The following is an 18,144-nucleotide window of genomic DNA, read 5'->3' as shown; positions in this document are numbered from 1 at the left end:
CTCCCGGTGCCGCCCTCCTCAGGCGGCGTTGGTTTCGAGCAGCGCTGCCGCGTCGAGCACCGCCATGAACTGGCGCAGCCACGACGGATGTGCCGGCCAGGCCGGCGCCGTGACCAGGTTCCCGTCCGAGACCGCATCGGTGATTGAGATATCGGCGTAGGTGCCGCCGGCAAGCTCGACTTCCGGCCGGCAGGCGGGATAGGCCGAGCAGGTGCGGCCCTTCAAAACGCCGGCGGCAGCGAGCAGCTGCGCGCCATGACAGATGGCGGCAACGGGTTTTCCGGCATCGAAGAAGTGCCGGACCGCTTTAATGACGTCGGCATTGAGGCGCAGATATTCCGGCGCGCGGCCGCCGGGGATGACGAGGGCATCGTAATCTTCGGCCCGCACGCTGTCGAAAGTGGCGTTCAGCGCAAAATTATGGCCGCGTTTTTCGGAGTAGGTCTGGTCGCCTTCGAAATCATGAATGGCGGTGGCGACCGTCTCGCCCGCCTTCTTGCCGGGGCAGACGGCGTCGACCGTGTAGCCGCAGGCGAGCAGCGTCTGGAACGGCACCATCGTTTCGTAATCTTCGGTGAAATCACCGGTGATCATCAGGATTTTTGAAGCTGGCATCGCATCCTCCTTTGAAACCAACGGCCGGAGATTAACAAAGAGCGGCGTGCAGAAGGTACTATGGGAATACTACAGCCGAAATTCCCTAAAGCGCGTCGCATCAAATTTGATTCATGCGGCGCGCTTTAGTCCTTTGTTTTTATGCATGTCGTTATCCCGGAACCGCTGCACACTTCGGGGCGACATGCGTCAGACCGCCTTGACCGTCACATCAGGGACGGCGCAGGTCTCGCCGCCGCCGAAGAGGCGGGAGCGAGTGAGGAAGCGTTTCTCGCGACCGTTGTCGAGCGAGAACATGCCGCCGCGGCCGGGAACGACGTCGATGATCAGTTGCGTATGCTTCCAGGCCTCGAACTGGCTGGCACTGATATAGACCGGCACGCCGCCGATCTCGCCGAGTTTGACGTCGCTGTCGCCGATCATGAATTCATTGGCGGGATAACACATCGGCGACGAGCCGTCGCAGCAGCCGCCGGACTGGTGGAAGAGAATATCGGAATGATCCCGTTTGATCTCTGCGATCAAGTCGAGAGCGGCGTCGGTTGCGAGAACACGCGGTTCGCCGTTGACGGTGGTTTCCATCGGTTTTCCTCCAAAAGTTTCGGGAGGAAGAAGTCCCCTCCCCAACCCCTCCCCACAAGGGTTGGGGAGGGGTTTTGACCCTCCCTCTCACCATGCGAGTTTCTCAGAAGAAACCGAGCGCCTTCGGGCTGTAGCTCACCAGCATGTTCTTGGTCTGCTGATAATGCTCAAGCATCATCTTATGGGTTTCACGGCCGATGCCGGACTGCTTGTAGCCGCCGAAGGCGGCATGGGCCGGGTAGGCATGGTAGCAGTTGGTCCAGACGCGGCCGGCCTGGATCTCGCGGCCGAAGCGGTAGCATCGATTGGCGTCTCGGCTCCAGACGCCGGCGCCGAGGCCGTAAAGCGTGTCGTTGGCGATTTCAAGCGCCTCCTTCTCGTTCTTGAAGGTCGTGACCGAGACCACCGGTCCGAAGATTTCCTCCTGGAACACACGCATCTTGTTGTGGCCCTTGAAGATCGTCGGCTTGACGTAATAGCCGTTCGCCAGATCGCCACCGAGGTCGTTGCGCGAGCCGCCGGTCAGAACCTCGGCGCCTTCCTGCCTGCCGATGTCGAGATAAGCGAGGATCTTTTCCAGCTGCTCCGTCGAAGCCTGGGCACCGATCATCGTCGCGCTGTCGAGCGGGTTGCCCTGCTTGATCGCCTCGACGCGTTTGACGGCCTTTTCCATGAAGCGGTCGTAGATCGATTCCTGGACGAGGGCGCGGCTTGGGCAGGTGCAGACTTCGCCCTGGTTGAGGGCAAACATCGCAAACCCTTCGAGCGCCTTGTCGAGGAAATCGTCGTCCTCGGCCATCACATCGGCGAAGAAGATATTCGGCGATTTGCCGCCGAGTTCCAGCGTCACCGGAATGAGGTTCTGGCTGGCATATTGCATGATGAGCCGGCCGGTGGTCGTCTCGCCGGTGAAGGCGATTTTGGCGACGCGCGGGCTGGTCGCCAGCGGCTTGCCGGCTTCGAGGCCGAAGCCGTTGACGATGTTGAGCACGCCGGGCGGCAGGAGATCGCCGACCAGTTCGGCCCAGACCAGGATCGAGGCCGGGGTCTGCTCGGCAGGCTTCAGTACGACGCAGTTGCCGGCGGCCAGCGCCGGAGCGAGCTTCCAAGTGGCCATCAGGATCGGGAAGTTCCAGGGAATGATCTGGCCGACGACGCCGAGGGGTTCGTGGAAGTGATAGGCGACGGTATCGTGGTCGATCTCACCGATCGAACCTTCCTGGGCGCGGATGCAGGAAGCGAAGTAGCGGAAGTGGTCGATCGCCAGTGGAATGTCTGCCGCCATGGTTTCGCGGATCGGTTTTCCGTTATCCCAGGTCTCGGCCTGAGCAAGCAATTCCAGCTTATCTTCCATGCGCTGGGCGATCTTCATGAGGATATTGGAGCGTTCTGCAACCGAGGTGCGGCCCCATTTTTCCTTTGCCGCATGAGCGGCGTCGAGTGCGAGATTGATGTCCTTTTCATTGGAGCGGGGAATGTCGCAGAGCTTGCCGCCGGTGACGGGCGTGAGGTTTTCGAAGTATTTGCCTTCGACGGGCTCGCGCCATTCGCCGCCGATATAGTTGCCGTATTTCAGCTTGAACGGCGACTCGACGATTTTCTGATGAAGCATGTCATCCTCCCTTGATGAACCAGGTTCCGAAGCGAACCAGTGGGAGGAAAATGTGCATGTTTTGGCGGAGGGAACAGGGCGGCTTTTCAATACCGCACCGCACAGTGTCGCAGACATGCGACAGGTCGCGTCGCGATCGACGGTATCGGTGGAACTTTCGGGCGGCTGGTCAGGGAAGGTCGAACTTCTTCATTTTCCGGTGCAGGGTGGCGCGGCTTATGCCGAGGGCGGCGGCCGCCTGCGAGACGTTTCCGCTGGTGCGCGACAACGCCCGCAGCAGGGCTGCCTTTTCCGCTTCGACGATCTCTTCCTGCTGCGAGACGCCGGCCTCATGCAGGGCATCGGCGGCCGGAATGCCGGCCGCAATGCGCCTATCGTCCAGCTGCAGCGCGATGCGGGCGGCGCGTGTTGCCCCGAGCACGAGGTCATGCCGGTCGACGGCAAGCAGGGCGGCGCCGGAATTGGCGCCGGCCGGGACCATCAGGAAACGGGCGCTGGGAAAGGCCGAGCGGAAGAGGTTGAGCTCGATGCGCATTGCCGCATCGCGCACGGTCTGCGTCAGGATCGTCAGCGTCATCTCGTTGACGTCTTCACGGCAGGTGGAGATATCGAGGGCTGCGGCCACCCGGCCACGATGATCGCGGATCGGCGCCGTCGTGCAGCTGAGGCTGGTATTTGCGCAGAAGAAATGTTGATCGCGGAAGATGGCGACGGCACGCTCGTCGGCAAGGGCGGTGCCAATGCCGTTGGTGCCAATGCTCGCCTCGGTCCAGACGGAGCCGGTCCAGAGGCCGAGTTCGTGGAACTCCTTGTCGTCGCCAGCGGCACCCCGACGCTCCAATGCAATGCCGTTCCTGTCGGTCAGAAGCAGGCAGCAACCGGCCTTGCCAACGGTGGTAAAGAGACGATCGAGCTCTTCGGTCGCGCTGGCGATCAGTTGCCCGGACTGTTCGCGGGCACGCCGGAATTCTTCATCGGTAACGCGCAGCGGCGCCCGTTCGTCCTCCGGAGCGAGCTGGTGCATGGTCATGCATCGCCGCCAGGAGGCGACAACGGGGGAACTCGCCGCGGCGGAATCGCGCTGGGCAGAGGTGTAGACATGCTCGGCGTGTGCTGAGTGTTCGTGCATCTGCTCCTCCCACGGAACTTCAGCATAGTCTGATGGAAAAGCGGCCGGTTTGCAATCAGCCGGCCCTGACGGTCATCAGCGTGCGGGTTTTCCAGACGAAGGTGGCGGAATCACATTTCGGTGTTTGGACGCAGAGAGTGTAACAAAAGACCGCTCTCGCCCGTAATCCTGTGCAGAAACAGATGTGCAAGGCGAGGAGATCCCGACCATGTTAAACAGACGATTGTTGCTGATGGGTGCCGCTTTCGGAGCGCTTACGGTTCGCTTGGGGGCCGGCAAGGCGATCGCCGGCGAGACGTTTACGGTGACGCACACCGAGGAGGAATGGCGCAAGCTGCTGACGCCGGATCAATTTGTCATCCTGCGTCAGGAGGGGACGGAGGCTCCCTTCACCAGCGCCCTGCTGCATGAGGAGCGGAAGGGCAATTTCGCCTGTGCCGGCTGCGACCAAAAGCTCTTTTCCTCGGCGACCAAATTCGACAGCGGCACCGGCTGGCCGAGCTTTTGGGCACCGCTCGACCATGCCGTCGGCACCACCAACGACACGACGTTCGGCATGGCGCGCACGGCAGTCCATTGCGGCCGTTGTGGCGGCCATCTCGGCCACGTCTTCGATGATGGTCCGAAGCCAACCGGGCTTCGCTACTGCATGAACGGCCTTGTCATGACATTTCATCCAGCCTCGGCCTGATCGAAGGAAGGGCTTGTTTGCTGCCTCAGTGCCGGCGAGCGCCAGTGCCTTGCAGCCAGGCTTCGATGCCGCGTGCCGCGGCCCGGCCGGTCGCCAGGCAGGCAGTGAGGAGATAGCCGCCGGTCGGCGCCTCCCAGTCGAGCATCTCGCCGGCGACGAAGATGCCGGGCAGCCCCTTCAACATATAGCTGTCGTCGATGCCGCTCCAGCGGATGCCGCCGGCCGAGGAGATCGCCTCGCCGATCGGCCGGGTTTCGAGAACCGGAAGCGGCAGGGCCTTGATCATAGCGGCCAGGCGTTCGGGGTCGCGTCGGTCACACTCCGGCGTGAATTCCCGCAGCAGCGCCGCCTTGACGCCGTCGAGGCCCGCGCCCTTGCGCAGGCGGTTTGAAAAACTCGATTTGGCGTCCTGCCGCGCCAGGTCGCGGGTCAGCCTTTCGGCCGTTCGGCCCGGTGCGAGATCGAGTGTCAGGGCGGCGTCGCCGTGGCTCTGCAGTCGGTCGCGCAGTGCCGCGGCATTGGCATAAACGAGGCTGCCCTCGATACCGCTTGTGGTGATGACGAATTCACCGGGAAAGGTACCGGCTTCGGATGTGGCGGTGACCGATTTTACCGGCTCGCCGGCGAAACGTGCGCGGAAGCTTTCGCTCCAGTCGACGACGAAGCCGCAATTGGCGGGTTTAAAAGCGTCGATATCAACGCCCCGCTCCGATAGCCAGGGCTGCCAGCGCGCATCCGAGCCGAGGCGCGGCCAGCTTGCGCCGCCGAGCGCCAGCAGGGCCGCGTCGCAATCGACGATGCGCCGCCCCTCGGCCGTTTCAAAGGCAAAACCCTCTTCGGCAAAACCGATCCAGCGGTGGCGGGTGCGAAGCGTGGTCCCTTGCGTCTCCAGCCGCCTGAGCCAGGCACGCAGCAAGGGAGAGGCCTTCATCACCTTCGGAAAAACCCGGCCGGACGAGCCGACGAAGGTCTCTGTCCCGAGCTCTGCTGCCCAATCTCTGATATCATCGGGAGTAAAGGCATCAAGCGCGGGGCGCAGGCGGGCGGCTGCCGCACCGAAGCGCGTGGTGAAACGGCCATAGTCCTCGGAATGGGTGATGTTGAGACCCGACTTTCCGGCCAGCAGGAACTTGCGAGCGAAGGTCGGCATGGCGTCATAGACCGTCACCGCATGGCCGGACAGCGAAAGCAGCTCGGCAGCCGCAAGGCCGGCCGGGCCGCCACCGATAATCGCGATCCGCTTCTGGTTCATGGATGTCTTCGCCTGATTCTTTCTGCGTGCAGTTTTGGCGCGGGCGCGCCTTGCCTGCAAGGATGGAAATCAGTGGTGCGGATGGGTGCACTGGCCGTGATCGGCGAGAACCTCGATGACGCGGCATTGGTCGACGCGGCCGTGGCCGCAGCCTTCCACCATGGTTTCCAGTTCGGCCTTCAAAGCCATCAGGCTGCGGATGCGTTGCTCGACTTCAATAAGGCGGGCCTTGGCGATGGCATCGGCCGAGGCGCAGGACTGGTGCGGATCATCCTGCAGCGTGAGCAGCGCGCGGATGGCCTCGATTTCGAAGCCCAATTCACGGGCGTGGCGGATGAAGGCGAGGCGGTTGATATCGGCAGGCTCGAAGGAGCGCTGGTTGCCTTCGCTGCGGCTCGGGGCCGCAAGCAGGCCGATGCTCTCATAATAGCGCACCGTCGGCACCTTGACGCCGCTTTGGCGTGCAGCTTCGCCGATCGTGGTCTTTTTCATGATTTTCCTCTTGCACCTCTAGCCGCTAGAGGATGTAGGAGGGATGCTTCTGTTTGACAAGGAAGCGGTTCATGGCTGAGACGAACGAGACACGATACCGGGTTGGCGGTATGGATTGCGCCGCCTGCGCGACCAAGATCGACACGGCCGTCAGGCGCGTGGCGGGTGTCGCCGATGTTTCGGTCTCGGTGATGGCGGGAACGATGACCGTCCGGCACGACGGCAACAGCGATCTCAAGGCGATCGAGAAGAAGGTGACGGGGCTCGGCTATTCGGTCTCGCCCTTTGCCGGAAGCACGACGCCGGCGAAAGGCCACGGCGCACACGATCATCACGACCACGGACATGATCATGGCGGTCATGCGGGCCATGACCATGGAGACCACGATCATGCCAGCCATGATCACGCAGGTCACGATCATGACCACGACCATGGCCAGAAGGAAATCGAGGGGCTGCATGGGCACGACCATGCGCCGATGACCGGTCCCTGGTGGCAGAGCAAGAAGGGGCGGCTGACCATCCTTTCGGGTGCCGCACTCGTTGCTGCCTATGCCATCGGCCATCTGGTGCCGGCGATCGCATCCTATGCCTTCATCGTGGCCATGCTGGTCGGGCTGGTGCCGATCGCGCGGCGCGCCGTCATGGCGGCTCTCTCCGGCACGCCGTTTTCGATCGAGATGCTGATGACGATCGCCGCCGTCGGCGCGGTCATCATCAATGCAGGCGAAGAGGCGGCAACTGTCGTGTTCCTGTTCCTCGTCGGCGAACTGCTGGAAGGGGTGGCTGCGGGCAAGGCGCGCGAAAGCATCCAGTCGCTGACGGCCCTGGTGCCGAAGAGCGCGCTGCTCGAAGACAATGGCCAGACGCGGGAGGTGCCGGCGGAAAGCCTTGCCGTCGGCGCGATTATCATGGTGCGTCCTGGCGATCGTATCTCGGCGGACGGCGTTATCATTTCAGGCGAGAGCGCGATCGATGAGGCGCCGGTGACGGGCGAGAGTACGCCGGTGCGCAAGGGCGTCGATGCCGTTGTGTTTGCCGGAACCGTGAATGGCGATGCGGTGCTCAGGGTTCGCGTCACCGCGGCCGCAGCCGACAATACCATCGCCCGTATCGTCAAGCTGGTGGAGGAAGCGCAGGAATCGAAGGCGCCGACCGAACGCTTCATCGATCGGTTCTCGCGCTATTACACGCCCGGCGTGGTGGTGGTCGCCGCACTTGTCGCGATCGTTCCGCCGCTGTTGTTCGGTGGGTCGTGGGGCGAATGGATCTATAAGGGCCTTGCCATCCTCTTGATCGGCTGCCCCTGCGCGCTTGTCATCTCGACGCCGGCGGCGATCGCCGCCTCGCTTTCTTCGGGTGCGCGGCGCGGGCTGCTGATGAAGGGCGGCGCGGTGCTGGAAACGCTCGGCAAGGTGACGATGGTCGCCTTCGACAAGACGGGCACGCTGACGGAAGGCAAACCTCAGGTGACTGATATCATTTCTTTCGGATTGAGCGAGGCGCAAGTCCTGTCGCGCGCGGCGGTGCTGGAGCAGGGCTCCAGCCATCCCCTGGCGCTGGCGATCCTCAACCGCGCCAAGGCGGACGGCGTTCCCATGCCGCCGGCCTTCGAACTGGAGGCGCTGCCGGGAAAGGGGGTCAGCGGCAAAGCCGGCGGCGAGGCGCTGGATCTTTTGTCGCCGCCCGCTGCCCGCGAACGCGGCGCACTCGGTGCTGAACAGGAGGCACGCATCACTGACCTGAACGACGAGGGCAAGAGCGTCTCGGTGCTGCTCGTCAACAATGTTGCGGCCGGGCTGATCGCCATGCGCGACGAACCGCGCGAGGACGCGCAGGCCGGGCTTGCCACGCTTAAATCGGCCGGCGTCAAGGCGATGATGCTGACAGGCGACAACAAGCGGACGGCGGCGGCCGTTGCCGGCATGCTCGGCATCGACTGGCGCGGCGAGATGATGCCTGAGGACAAGCAGCGGGTCGTCGTCGAATTGAAGCGCGAGGGCTTCGTCGTCGCCAAGGTCGGCGACGGCATCAACGACGCGCCGGCGCTGGCCGCAGCCGATATCGGCATTGCCATGGGCGGCGGCACCGACGTGGCGCTGGAGACCGCGGATGCCGCCGTGCTGCACGGGCGCGTCGGCGACGTGGCAAGGATGATCGAATTGTCCAAACGCACGATGCGCAATATCCTGCAGAATATTACCATCGCGCTCGGCCTGAAAGCGGTGTTCCTGGTGACGACGATTGCCGGCATCACCGGCCTCTGGCCGGCGATCCTCGCCGATACCGGCGCCACCGTGCTGGTGACGATCAACGCGCTGCGATTGCTTCGAGCGAAGATGTAAACATCCGATAACGTCCTTGCGGCGCTGGTCACCGTAGACCGCTGACAACGGACGCCAACCCCTCTTTCGTCATGCTCGGGCTTGTCCCGGGCATCTGCCTCCGGTCGATAGGCAGTAGATCCGCGGCACAAGGCCGAGGATGAGGCGGAGAGGGAGGTTTGTCATCAAACTGAGAGCGGCCATAGACCGGCTCTCTTCGTTCGAGCCTTGTCCACCGCCTGTTTTCCTTAAGCTTTCGTTATCCCTGTTTTTCACAGGAATGCAGTGATTTCAAACCTGCCGTAACGCAATGCACAAACCATCCATTGACGCGAATTTGGATTCGCGTACCATATCTAGTGTTCGAGGTTCCTTCGATTCGTGAGAATCGCAGGCTAAGACGGGAATACGGTGCGTTGCGCCATTATGGCGCGGCTATGCCGGAGCTGCCCCCGCAACTGTAAGCGGCGAGCAACTGTCCGATTTCAGGCCACTGGAGCATAATGCTCCGGGAAGGCTGGGCAGGATGCTTTGACCCGTGAGCCAGGAGACCTGCCTCGAACAAAACGTCCACGGGCGGGGAGTCCGGAAGGTCGCGTTGCATGGCTGCGGATGATATCCGCGTCGCGTTTCGCAAGGCCGCTCGATCCTCCGCATGAGCCACTTCGGGGTGAAGTCATGTCAGTATCTCAGTTCAGGCCGCAACCCGCGCTAAGCAGAGGGCGGATCACGCCCGGCGGCTGAACAGGCCGCATCGTTCAAACCATCAGAGAATGTTTCGACGGATATCGCGAGATTTCCGATCGATGCCCTGCGTCCCAATCGCGTCGTCACGAGGAATATCATGACCATTACCGTCTACAGCAAACCGGCCTGCGTCCAATGTACCGCCACTTACCGCGCCCTCGACCGCCTGGGCGTCGCTTATGACATCGTCGATATCTCCGAGGATGCCGAAGCGCTCGATCGCGTCCGCAGCCTTGGCTACATGCAGGCGCCCGTCGTCATCGCCGGCGAGCAGCATTGGGCCGGCTTCCGTCCCGACATGATCAGCGCGCTCTCCTGATCGAGGCCGAACGATGGGGCTGATCGTCTATTATTCCAGCCGGTCCGAGAATACCCATCGGTTCGTCGCCAAGCTTGGAATGTGCGCGGCGCGCATTCCAACAGGTGCCGCAGACGCATTCCGTATCCGTGAACCCTTTGTGCTTGTTGTGCCGACCTACAGTGGCGACGGGGGCAAGGGGGCCGTTCCCAAGCAGGTTATCCGTTTCCTCAACGATGCGGAGAGCCGAGGACACATCCGCGGCGTGATCGCCGCGGGCAACAGCAATTTCGGCGAGACATATGGGCTCGCCGGCGACGTGATCTCACAGAAATGCCAAGTGCCGTACCTCTATAGGTTCGAGCTGCTGGGCACCGAAGCGGATGTCGCCAACGTTAAACACGGAATGGAACGATTTTGGACACGGGAACAACTCTGACGCGGGATGCGGGCGCAAAACCGCATAACACTTTTGCTCATCCCGCCGGCGAACGCCCTTTGAAAGCGGCGGAAGCGCTCGACTACCACGCGCTGAACGCGATGTTGAACCTCTATGACGACGAGGGGAGGATCCAGCTCGACAAGGACCGCATGGCGGCGAAGCAGTATTTTTTGCAGCATGTGAACCAGAACACGGTGTTCTTTCACAATCTCCGGGAAAAGCTCGATTACCTCGTGACCGAGGGTTATTATGAGCAGGAGGTTCTCGACCAGTATTCCTTCAATTTCGTGCGTGACCTGTTCGACCAGGCCTATGCCAAGAAGTTCCGCTTTCCGACCTTCCTCGGCGCCTTCAAATATTACACCAGCTATACGCTGAAGACCTTCGACGGAAAGCGTTATCTCGAACGCTACGAAGATCGTATCTGCATGGTGGCGCTGGCCTTGGCGCGTGGGCACGAGGCACTTGCCCGCGACGTGGTCGAGGAGATCATTTCCGGCCGTTTCCAGCCGGCGACGCCGACCTTCCTTAATGCCGGCAAGAAACAGCGCGGCGAGCTCGTCTCCTGCTTCCTGCTGCGCGTCGAGGACAATATGGAATCGATCGGCCGGTCGATCAATTCGGCGCTGCAGCTGTCGAAGCGCGGCGGCGGCGTGGCGCTGTCCTTGACGAACATCCGCGAGGCCGGCGCGCCGATCAAACAGATCGAAAACCAGTCGTCGGGCATCATTCCGGTGATGAAGCTGCTCGAAGACAGCTTCTCCTATGCCAATCAACTGGGCGCGCGCCAGGGCGCGGGCGCGGTCTATCTCAACGCCCATCACCCCGATATCATGCGTTTTCTCGACACCAAGCGCGAAAATGCCGACGAGAAGATCCGCATCAAGACGCTGTCGCTCGGCGTCGTCGTGCCTGACATCACCTTCGAACTCGCGAGGAATAACGAGGACATGTACCTGTTCTCGCCCTATGACGTCGAGCGCGTCTATGGCGTGCCCTTCACCGAGATTTCGGTGACGGAAAACTACCGGGAGATGGTGGCAGACGCCCGCATCGCCAAGAAGAAGATCAAGGCGCGCGAATTCTTTCAGGTGATCGCCGAAATCCAGTTCGAGAGCGGTTATCCCTACCTCATGTTCGAGGACACGGTGAACCGGGCGAACCCGATCGCCGGGCGCATTTCGATGAGCAATCTCTGCTCGGAGATTCTGCAGGTGAGCGAGGCGAGCGACTACAATGACGACCTCTCCTACAAGCATCTCGGCAAGGATATTTCCTGCAATCTCGGCTCGCTGAACATCGCCGCGGCGATGGATTCCGCCAATTTCGGCAAGACGATCGAGACCTCGATCCGGGCGCTGACGGCCGTGTCCGACATGAGCCATATCTCCTCGGTTCCCTCGATCGAAAAGGGCAATGACGAGAGCCATGCGATCGGCCTCGGGCAGATGAACCTGCACGGTTATCTCGCCCGCGAACGCATCTTTTACGGCTCAGAGGAAGGCGTCGATTTCACCAATATCTATTTCTATACGGTGACCTACCACGCAATCCGCGCCTCGAACCTCCTCGCGGTCGAACGCGGCACGAGCTTCAAGGGCTTCGAAAATTCGAAATATGCCTCCGGCGAATATTTCGACAAATATACGAGCCAGGAATGGAAGCCAGCGACGGAGAAAGTTAGGACGCTGTTCGAAACTGCCGGCATCGATATTCCGACGCAGGAGGACTGGGCGGCTCTCAAGAAGGCGGTGATGACTTCCGGTCTCTATAACCAGAATCTGCAGGCAGTACCGCCGACAGGGTCGATCTCCTACATCAACCACTCGACCTCTTCGATCCATCCGATCGTCTCGAAGATCGAAATCCGCAAGGAAGGCAAGATCGGCCGCGTCTATTATCCGGCGCCGTTCATGACCAACGACAATCTCGATTATTATCAGGACGCCTATGAGATCGGGCCGGAGAAGATCGTCGACACCTATGCGGCGGCGACCCAGCATGTCGATCAAGGCCTGTCGCTGACCTTATTCTTCCGCGACACGGCAACGACCCGCGACATCAACAAGGCGCAGATCCATGCCTGGAAGAAGGGCATCAAGACGATCTACTACATCCGCCTTCGCCAGATGGCGCTGTCCGGCACCGAGGTGCAGGGCTGTGTCTCCTGCACGCTCTAACCGACCGGGAAACTTCATGAACATGCAAATCAAACCGGCGTCCCGCGTGCGCGCCATCAACTGGAACCGGGTCGAGGACGACAAGGATCTCGAAGTCTGGAACCGGTTGACCGGCAATTTCTGGCTGCCGGAGAAAGTGCCGCTTTCCAACGACATTCCATCCTGGGCGACGCTGACGCCGGCCGAGCAGCAGCTCACTATCCGGGTCTTCACCGGGCTGACGCTGCTCGACACCATCCAGAACGGCGTCGGCTCCATCAGGCTAATGGAGGATGCGGCAACGCCGCATGAGGAGGCGGTGCTTTCCAACGTCTCGTTCATGGAGGCGGTGCATGCGCGCTCCTATTCCTCGATCTTTTCGACGCTGTGCTCGACGCCCGATGTCGACGATGCCTATCGCTGGTCGGAGGAAAACGAATTTCTGCAACGGAAATCGGCGCTGATCATGGAGCAGTATCGCTCCGGCGACCCGTTGAAAAAGAAGGTCGCCAGCGTCTTCCTCGAAAGCTTTCTGTTCTACTCCGGCTTCTACCTGCCGATGTACTGGTCAAGCCGCGCCAAGCTCACCAACACGGCCGACATGATCCGGCTGATCATCCGTGACGAAGCGGTGCACGGTTATTATATCGGCTACAAGTTCCAGCGCGGGCTGGAGCGGCTCAGCGAGGAGAGGCGGCAAGAGATCAAAGATTTCGTCTTCGACCTGCTGCTCGAACTCTACGACAACGAGGCTCGATATACCGAAGCGCTCTATGACGGAGTCGGGCTGACCGAGGACGTCAAGAAATTCCTGCATTACAATGCCAACAAGGCGCTGATGAACCTCGGCTACGAGGCGCTTTTCCCGGCCGAGGCCTGCAAGGTCAATCCGGCGATCCTCTCGGCGCTTTCGCCGAATGCCGACGAGAACCACGACTTCTTCTCCGGCTCCGGTTCCTCCTATGTGATTGGCAAGGCTGTCGCGACCGAGGACGAGGACTGGGATTTCTGAGGCTTTATCGCAGTCGGGCCCTTATCATTTGCTTCCCCATCGCCCACATTCAGCGGAAATGAAGTCGATCCTCGCCGATGATGTGGCGTAGCGGAGTTTTTAATGTCGTCTTTTCCAAACAAGGCCGGAACTGCCGCCGAAGCGGACGAAGGCGTCTGGCCGATCCGCAGGAGACGGATTCTCGACTGGCTGGTGAACGAGACGCGCGCGGAGCGCTTCATCGACAATATCCTGGTGCAGATGTGCGGGAAGCTGCTGGCGGCTGGGGTGCCGGTGGCGCGGGCGACGCTGCATTTCAGGGTGAACCACCCGCAATGGATCGGTGCCCGCATTCTCTGGAAGGAGGGACTGGCGGAGGCGAAGATCGATACATTCGCCTATGGCGTCGAAAACACGCCGGAGTTCCTGACGAGTCCCATCAACGCGATCCACCAGGGTACCGAGGAGGTTCGCAGGCAGCTGGAAAGCATAACCGACGGCGATTCATTCTATCAGGAACTGCATGACGATGGCCTTACCGAATATATCGCCTGGCCGCTCGAGCATACTTTCGGCAAACGGCACGTCGTGACGTTTTCCACCAGCCGGGCGGGCGGTTTTGCGAGTAAGCACGTCGATTTCCTGCGCGATCTCTTGCCGGCGTTGACGCTTGTCAGTGAAATCAGGCTGAAGAACATCATGGCGCGCACGCTGCTGCAGACCTATGTGGGGCCGCATGCGAGCGAGCAGATCCTGTCGGGCGTGACGACGCGCGGCAGTGGCGCCACCGTCGGCGCGGCGATCATGATCTGCGATCTGCGCGATTTTACGGCGATCTCCGATCTCTGGCCGCGTGATGACGTCATCCATCTGCTGAACGATTATTTCGATGCGATCTCGGACCCGGTCGAACGGTATGGCGGCGAGATTCTGAAGTTCATGGGAGACGGATTGCTGGCGATCTTCCCTCTCGCCAAGGAGGCGGCCTGCCTCGATCTGCTGCAGGCGATCCGCGAGGGGCAGGCGGCGATGGCTGAATTGAACGAGGAGCATATTCGCATGGGGCGCGAACCGCTGCGCTACGGTGTCGGCGTCCATGTCGGCGACGTCATGTATGGCAATATCGGCTCCCGCCGACGGCTGGATTTCACCGTTATCGGGCCGGCGGTCAATATTGCTTCGCGGCTGGAAAGCTTGACCAAGGAGGTCAAGCGCCCGGTGCTGCTGTCGCGGGCCTTCATCGAAATGGCGGGCTGCGCGAAAGATATGGACAGCCTCGGCACCTTCCCGCTACGCGGGCTCGGCGAGCCTGTCGATGTCTTCGCCTTTCCGGAGGGATAGCGCAGGCAGGCTCATACCCCCCGTTTGTTTCCCCAAAGCAGCACATGCAGTTGCGGCAGCACGCAGATTGAAAACCACCGGTCAGCCGTCACTTTCTCGATGAGCCAGTGCATCCGATCCATCACGCCGTCGATATCGACGCGTGCGTCGTCATCATCGGGCGGTGGCGGCGTATGGTTGCCCGGCTGAAGGAACAAGGGAATATCGGGATAGCGCTCGCCCACCTGTTGCGCGAAGAGGTAGTCGGTATCGTCGAAGACGACGATCTTCAATGTGATCTCCGGCCCGCCGGCGGCGAGCCGAATACAGTCGTCCACCTGCTCCCAATCGGTCGACATTCCGCTTGATGGCGGCTTGGGGCTCAAGACCAGCATGTCGAGATCGCGAAACCAGTCCCGCGCTACGCTTCCCTGCGTTTCCAGCGCGAAACGGTATCCTCGGGAATGGCCGAGCTCGATCAATGGCCCCAGTGGCTGAATCGCCGGGTTGCCTCCGGAAAGGGAAATCGTCAGCGGCCTGCCTCCGGAGAGCTTCGTGACCTCCTGCCAGATCGCCTCGGCGGACATGGCACTCCACTGATCCCGGAACGTGCTGTCGACCGCGTGAAGACTGTCACACCAGGAGCAGCGGTAGTCGCAGCCGCCTGTCCTGACGAACACCGTCGGCACCCCGATCAACTGGCCTTCGCCCTGTATGGTCGGGCCGAAGATCTCGCTGACACGGATGATCTCGCCGCTCACGGCCTGTACTCCGCCCACGTCTTCGGCGTCTCGCTGACGCGCACCGACGATGTCTCGGGGAAGCGCTGTTTGCACCAGTCGTAAAAATGCCTGGCCAGGAATTCGGAGGTGACTTTCGAATGGCCGAAGACCTCGTTCAGATGTCGATGATCGAGGGCTTCGTCGATATAGCGCTTGAGCGGCGAAAGGTCGTGATAGTCGCGAACGAAGCCGTCATCATTCAGGTTTTCGGCGGCGAGTTCGACGACCACTACGTAGTTGTGGCCGTGGAGCCTGGCACATTGATGGTCGGCAGGCAGGTGATCCAGCTGGTGCGAGGCGGAGAGATGAAACTCCTTGGTGATGCGGTACATCAACGCACCTCCGTGGCGGAATATTGCGACACGGCCGCTTTCCAGAAGTCATCGTCGTCGTATTCCGTCGGATCGGGCACGCCGGCAAGATGGAAAGCTTCGCGGCGTTCCACGCAGGTTCCGCAGCGGCCGCAATGGAGGCTGCCGCCTTTGTAGCAAGACCAGGTTTCCGCAAAGGGTGTGCCGTGTTTCCCGCCGTCGGTCACGATCGCCGCTTTGGAAACGTTGACATAAGGTGCAAGCAGTTTGACGCTGGCATAACCTTCCAGCGCTTCGTTCTGCATGCGCTGGAAGGCGTCGATGAAGCCCGGGCGGCAGTCGGGGTAAATGAAGTGGTCGCCGCCATGCACGGCAACAGCAACGGCATCTGCCTTCTGCGCGGCCGCTAAGCCGAATGCGATGGCCAGCATGATGGCATTGCGGTTCGGCACGACAGTGGCCTTCATGCTCTCCTCGGCATAGTGGCCATCCGGAACCTCGATATCGTCGGTCAGGGCCGATCCGCTGAGATGGCCGCCGATGGCTGCGATGTCGATGACATGATGGGGAACGGCAAGGCGTTCCGCGCACCGCGCGGCGAAGTCGAGTTCCTTGCGATGGCGCTGGCCGTAGTCGAAGGAGACGAGGCCGATAAGCTGTTCTTCCGCTGCTATCTTGTGCGCAAGCGAAACGGAGTCGAGTCCGCCGGAGCAGACGACGATGGTCTTCATATTTTGGATTCCCTTGTTTTGACCGGGTGGGCTGCGACCGGATTACGGCGTGCTTTTAGGGCAAATCACGCGTCAGGGAAATAGTTTTAAGACGCCAGGCTTCAGAGTTGGGTTTAGCCGATCGGAAAGTTGATCTGCGGCGGCAGCAGCAGGTGCAGATCCTGGGCATCGGAATTGTTGATGCGCTGCAGCAGCATGCGCCCCAGATCCTCGCCGGCCGCTGTGAGATCCTCGTGAATCGTATCGACCTTCGGCTGCAGCTGGGTAAGAAGGCGGGACGTTTCCTTGGCGACGATATCGTAATCGACAGCGAGCGTCCGGCCGGCGTCGCTCATGCCGCTGATGACGGCGAGAGCCGAGACTTCGCCGGGACAGATGAACCCTTCGGGAGCATCCGCGGCGACGGCGCGGCTGCAGATGAAATCGCGCAGCACGTCCGCCGGCGTATCGAGATCGACCGCTTCGGGGATCTCGTAGGCGATGCCTGCCTCGCGCACCGCGGTCATGAAGCCGTGCAGGATATGCTGGCAGAAGGTCAGCCGTTTCGGCGGCAGGATCACCGCCACCTTTCTGCGCTCCTTGGCGATCAGCCGGCGCGTCGCCTCATAGGCAAAGGTGAAATTGTCGTAGTCGACATAAGGATGCGGCGTCGAAAATTCGGTGCGGCCATGACAGATGAAGGGAAAGCCGGTTTCGAGCAGCAGGCGAACGCGGGCGTCGAGCGGTTCGGTTCGGGTGAAGATCAGCCCGTCGGCAAGGTGGTTGCGGATAATGTATTCGGCCGCCTCGACATCGGTCGTCGACAGGAAGTTCGGGGCGACGACGAGATGATAGGAGGTTTCTTTCAGCGCCTTGGCGATACCGTACATGATCGAGGTGCTGAAACCGACGACCTCCTCGTGCGAATCGAGCAGGATGGCGATGACATTGGTACGGCCTGTCTTCAGACGCTGCGCGGCCCGATCAGGGAGATAGCCGATCTCGCGGGCGATACGGTGGACGCGTTGGCGGGTTTCCAGCGAAATCTGCGGCGCATCGGAGAGCGCCCGTGACACTGTCGTCACCGCAAGGCCGGCAATCGTGGCGATCGTTCGCAAGGTCGGCTTGCTGCGCTTATGGGTGATCTCGAGATTTTCGCCGCGTTGCGGCCGGGACGGTTCGGTCACTCTGGGCTTTCCATGCTGGAATTGCGGATACAATAACATGATGAGTCCAGGGTGCAATCAACGAATGAAAACGTTTTAAATTTTAACGGTTTGTTAGTTGTTTAAAATTTAGCGAACTAAATCAGATATATAGTGAAATAACCATATTTTTCTCGGGAGTCGAGAAAGGGCTTGACGACTACACGCTTATAACGTTTTAAATTATCAACCGCGCGGAGGAGCGCGGCCGTATGTCGACCGCTGCAACGGCGGAAAACATCGGGCGGCAGGGAGGGCCCGCCGCCGATTTTCAAATGGGAGGAAATTCATGCGCAAGTTTTTGAGCTCGGCGGCGATTGCCGTCGTGATGATGGCTGGCCTCGGTGGCGCCCAGGCAGCTGACGTAAAAGAAGTTCAGATGCTGCACTGGTGGACGTCTGGCGGCGAGGCAGCGGCGCTGAACGTTTTGAAGCAGGATCTGTCGAAGGAAGGTTTTGCCTGGAAGGACGTGCCGGTTGCCG

At 61.1% G+C, this 18,144-nt stretch carries 17 protein-coding genes, 1 pseudogene and 1 riboswitch; of the genes and pseudogenes, 8 read left to right on the top strand and 10 right to left on the bottom strand.

What is annotated here, in order from left to right; translation table 11 throughout:
• Positions 1–18: 18 nt before the first annotated feature.
• From HJB83_RS33040 to HJB83_RS33025, 4 genes are all read right to left on the bottom strand, one after another.
• Positions 19–615 carry a DJ-1/PfpI family protein gene (locus HJB83_RS33040; RefSeq protein ID WP_164016307.1) on the bottom strand — a complete coding sequence of 199 codons (597 nt, stop codon included), beginning with the start codon at positions 613–615 and terminating at the stop codon, positions 19–21.
• A 189-nt stretch (positions 616–804) separates the two neighbouring features.
• Positions 805–1,197 (bottom strand): DUF779 domain-containing protein, encoded by a 393-nt coding sequence (locus tag HJB83_RS33035; RefSeq protein ID WP_221117914.1) that lies wholly within the window; start codon positions 1,195–1,197, stop codon positions 805–807.
• A 103-nt stretch (positions 1,198–1,300) separates the two neighbouring features.
• On the bottom strand, positions 1,301–2,809 hold the full coding sequence (gene adh / locus HJB83_RS33030) for an aldehyde dehydrogenase (RefSeq protein ID WP_207581932.1): 1,509 nt from the start codon (positions 2,807–2,809) through the stop codon (positions 1,301–1,303).
• A 169-nt stretch (positions 2,810–2,978) separates the two neighbouring features.
• Entirely contained in the window at positions 2,979–3,938 is a 960-nt protein-coding gene (locus HJB83_RS33025) for a helix-turn-helix domain-containing protein (protein WP_221133242.1), read from the bottom strand.
• Positions 3,939–4,146: 208 nt separating this feature from the next.
• Here HJB83_RS33025 and msrB point away from each other — a divergent pair, with 208 nt between their 5' ends.
• Positions 4,147–4,629, top strand: coding sequence for a peptide-methionine (R)-S-oxide reductase MsrB (gene msrB / locus HJB83_RS33020; protein WP_207581930.1), 483 nt, complete (start codon positions 4,147–4,149; stop codon positions 4,627–4,629).
• Between the two features lie 25 nt (positions 4,630–4,654).
• Here msrB and HJB83_RS33015 read toward each other — a convergent pair whose 3' ends face one another.
• Together HJB83_RS33015 and HJB83_RS33010 are read right to left on the bottom strand one after the other, a co-directional pair.
• Positions 4,655–5,881 (bottom strand): TIGR03862 family flavoprotein, encoded by a 1,227-nt coding sequence (locus HJB83_RS33015; protein WP_221117911.1) that lies wholly within the window; start codon positions 5,879–5,881, stop codon positions 4,655–4,657.
• A 69-nt stretch (positions 5,882–5,950) separates the two neighbouring features.
• A complete protein-coding gene (locus tag HJB83_RS33010) occupies positions 5,951–6,373 on the bottom strand; it encodes a helix-turn-helix domain-containing protein (protein WP_221133241.1) in 423 nt (140 codons plus the stop codon).
• A gap of 71 nt (positions 6,374–6,444) precedes the next feature.
• Here HJB83_RS33010 and HJB83_RS33005 point away from each other — a divergent pair, with 71 nt between their 5' ends.
• The 6 genes from HJB83_RS33005 to HJB83_RS32980 all read left to right on the top strand — a co-directional run bounded on the left by HJB83_RS33005 (position 6,445) and on the right by HJB83_RS32980 (position 14,675).
• Positions 6,445–8,718 carry a heavy metal translocating P-type ATPase gene (locus HJB83_RS33005; RefSeq protein WP_221133240.1) on the top strand — a complete coding sequence of 758 codons (2,274 nt, stop codon included), beginning with the start codon at positions 6,445–6,447 and terminating at the stop codon, positions 8,716–8,718.
• Positions 8,719–9,046: 328 nt separating this feature from the next.
• Positions 9,047–9,272, top strand: a riboswitch (cobalamin riboswitch).
• A gap of 269 nt (positions 9,273–9,541) precedes the next feature.
• Positions 9,542–9,763, top strand: coding sequence for a glutaredoxin-like protein NrdH (gene nrdH, locus HJB83_RS33000; protein WP_007631990.1), 222 nt, complete (start codon positions 9,542–9,544; stop codon positions 9,761–9,763).
• A 13-nt stretch (positions 9,764–9,776) separates the two neighbouring features.
• Complete coding sequence (gene nrdI / locus HJB83_RS32995; protein WP_207581926.1) at positions 9,777–10,181, top strand: class Ib ribonucleoside-diphosphate reductase assembly flavoprotein NrdI; 405 nt, start codon at positions 9,777–9,779, stop codon at positions 10,179–10,181.
• Positions 10,160–12,364 carry a class 1b ribonucleoside-diphosphate reductase subunit alpha gene (gene nrdE / locus HJB83_RS32990; protein ID WP_221117909.1) on the top strand — a complete coding sequence of 735 codons (2,205 nt, stop codon included), beginning with the start codon at positions 10,160–10,162 and terminating at the stop codon, positions 12,362–12,364. The genes nrdI and nrdE overlap by 22 nt, the downstream gene beginning before the upstream one ends.
• Positions 12,365–12,380: 16 nt before the next feature.
• Complete coding sequence (gene nrdF / locus HJB83_RS32985; protein ID WP_207581924.1) at positions 12,381–13,355, top strand: class 1b ribonucleoside-diphosphate reductase subunit beta; 975 nt, start codon at positions 12,381–12,383, stop codon at positions 13,353–13,355.
• Between the two features lie 102 nt (positions 13,356–13,457).
• Positions 13,458–14,675, top strand: coding sequence for an adenylate/guanylate cyclase domain-containing protein (locus tag HJB83_RS32980; protein ID WP_207581923.1), 1,218 nt, complete (start codon positions 13,458–13,460; stop codon positions 14,673–14,675).
• An 11-nt stretch (positions 14,676–14,686) separates the two neighbouring features.
• On the opposite strand, the gene queE is transcribed toward HJB83_RS32980, so the two are convergent.
• The 4 genes from queE to HJB83_RS32960 all read right to left on the bottom strand — a co-directional run bounded on the left by queE (position 14,687) and on the right by HJB83_RS32960 (position 17,644).
• A complete protein-coding gene (gene queE / locus HJB83_RS32975; protein ID WP_221133239.1) occupies positions 14,687–15,415 on the bottom strand; it encodes a 7-carboxy-7-deazaguanine synthase QueE in 729 nt (242 codons plus the stop codon).
• Positions 15,412–15,768 carry a 6-carboxytetrahydropterin synthase QueD gene (queD, locus tag HJB83_RS32970; protein WP_207581921.1) on the bottom strand — a complete coding sequence of 119 codons (357 nt, stop codon included), beginning with the start codon at positions 15,766–15,768 and terminating at the stop codon, positions 15,412–15,414. The genes queE and queD overlap by 4 nt, the downstream gene beginning before the upstream one ends.
• On the bottom strand, positions 15,768–16,478 hold the full coding sequence (queC, locus tag HJB83_RS32965; protein WP_207581920.1) for a 7-cyano-7-deazaguanine synthase QueC: 711 nt from the start codon (positions 16,476–16,478) through the stop codon (positions 15,768–15,770). Before queC ends, queD begins: the two co-directional genes overlap by 1 nt.
• A 113-nt stretch (positions 16,479–16,591) precedes the next feature.
• Positions 16,592–17,644, bottom strand: a complete 1,053-nt coding sequence (locus tag HJB83_RS32960; protein WP_221117907.1) for a LacI family transcriptional regulator — start codon at positions 17,642–17,644, stop codon at positions 16,592–16,594.
• Positions 17,645–17,951: 307 nt separating this feature from the next.
• Here HJB83_RS32960 and HJB83_RS32955 point away from each other — a divergent pair.
• A pseudogene (locus HJB83_RS32955) lies at positions 17,952–18,144 on the top strand (sugar ABC transporter substrate-binding protein); the annotation flags it as partial.

It is taken from the genome of Rhizobium sp. NZLR11, from assembly GCF_019685115.1.
Lineage (GTDB): Bacteria > Pseudomonadota > Alphaproteobacteria > Rhizobiales > Rhizobiaceae > Rhizobium.
Note: the sequence above shows the minus strand (reverse complement) of the source record. Positions and strands in the feature narration are given on the sequence as shown.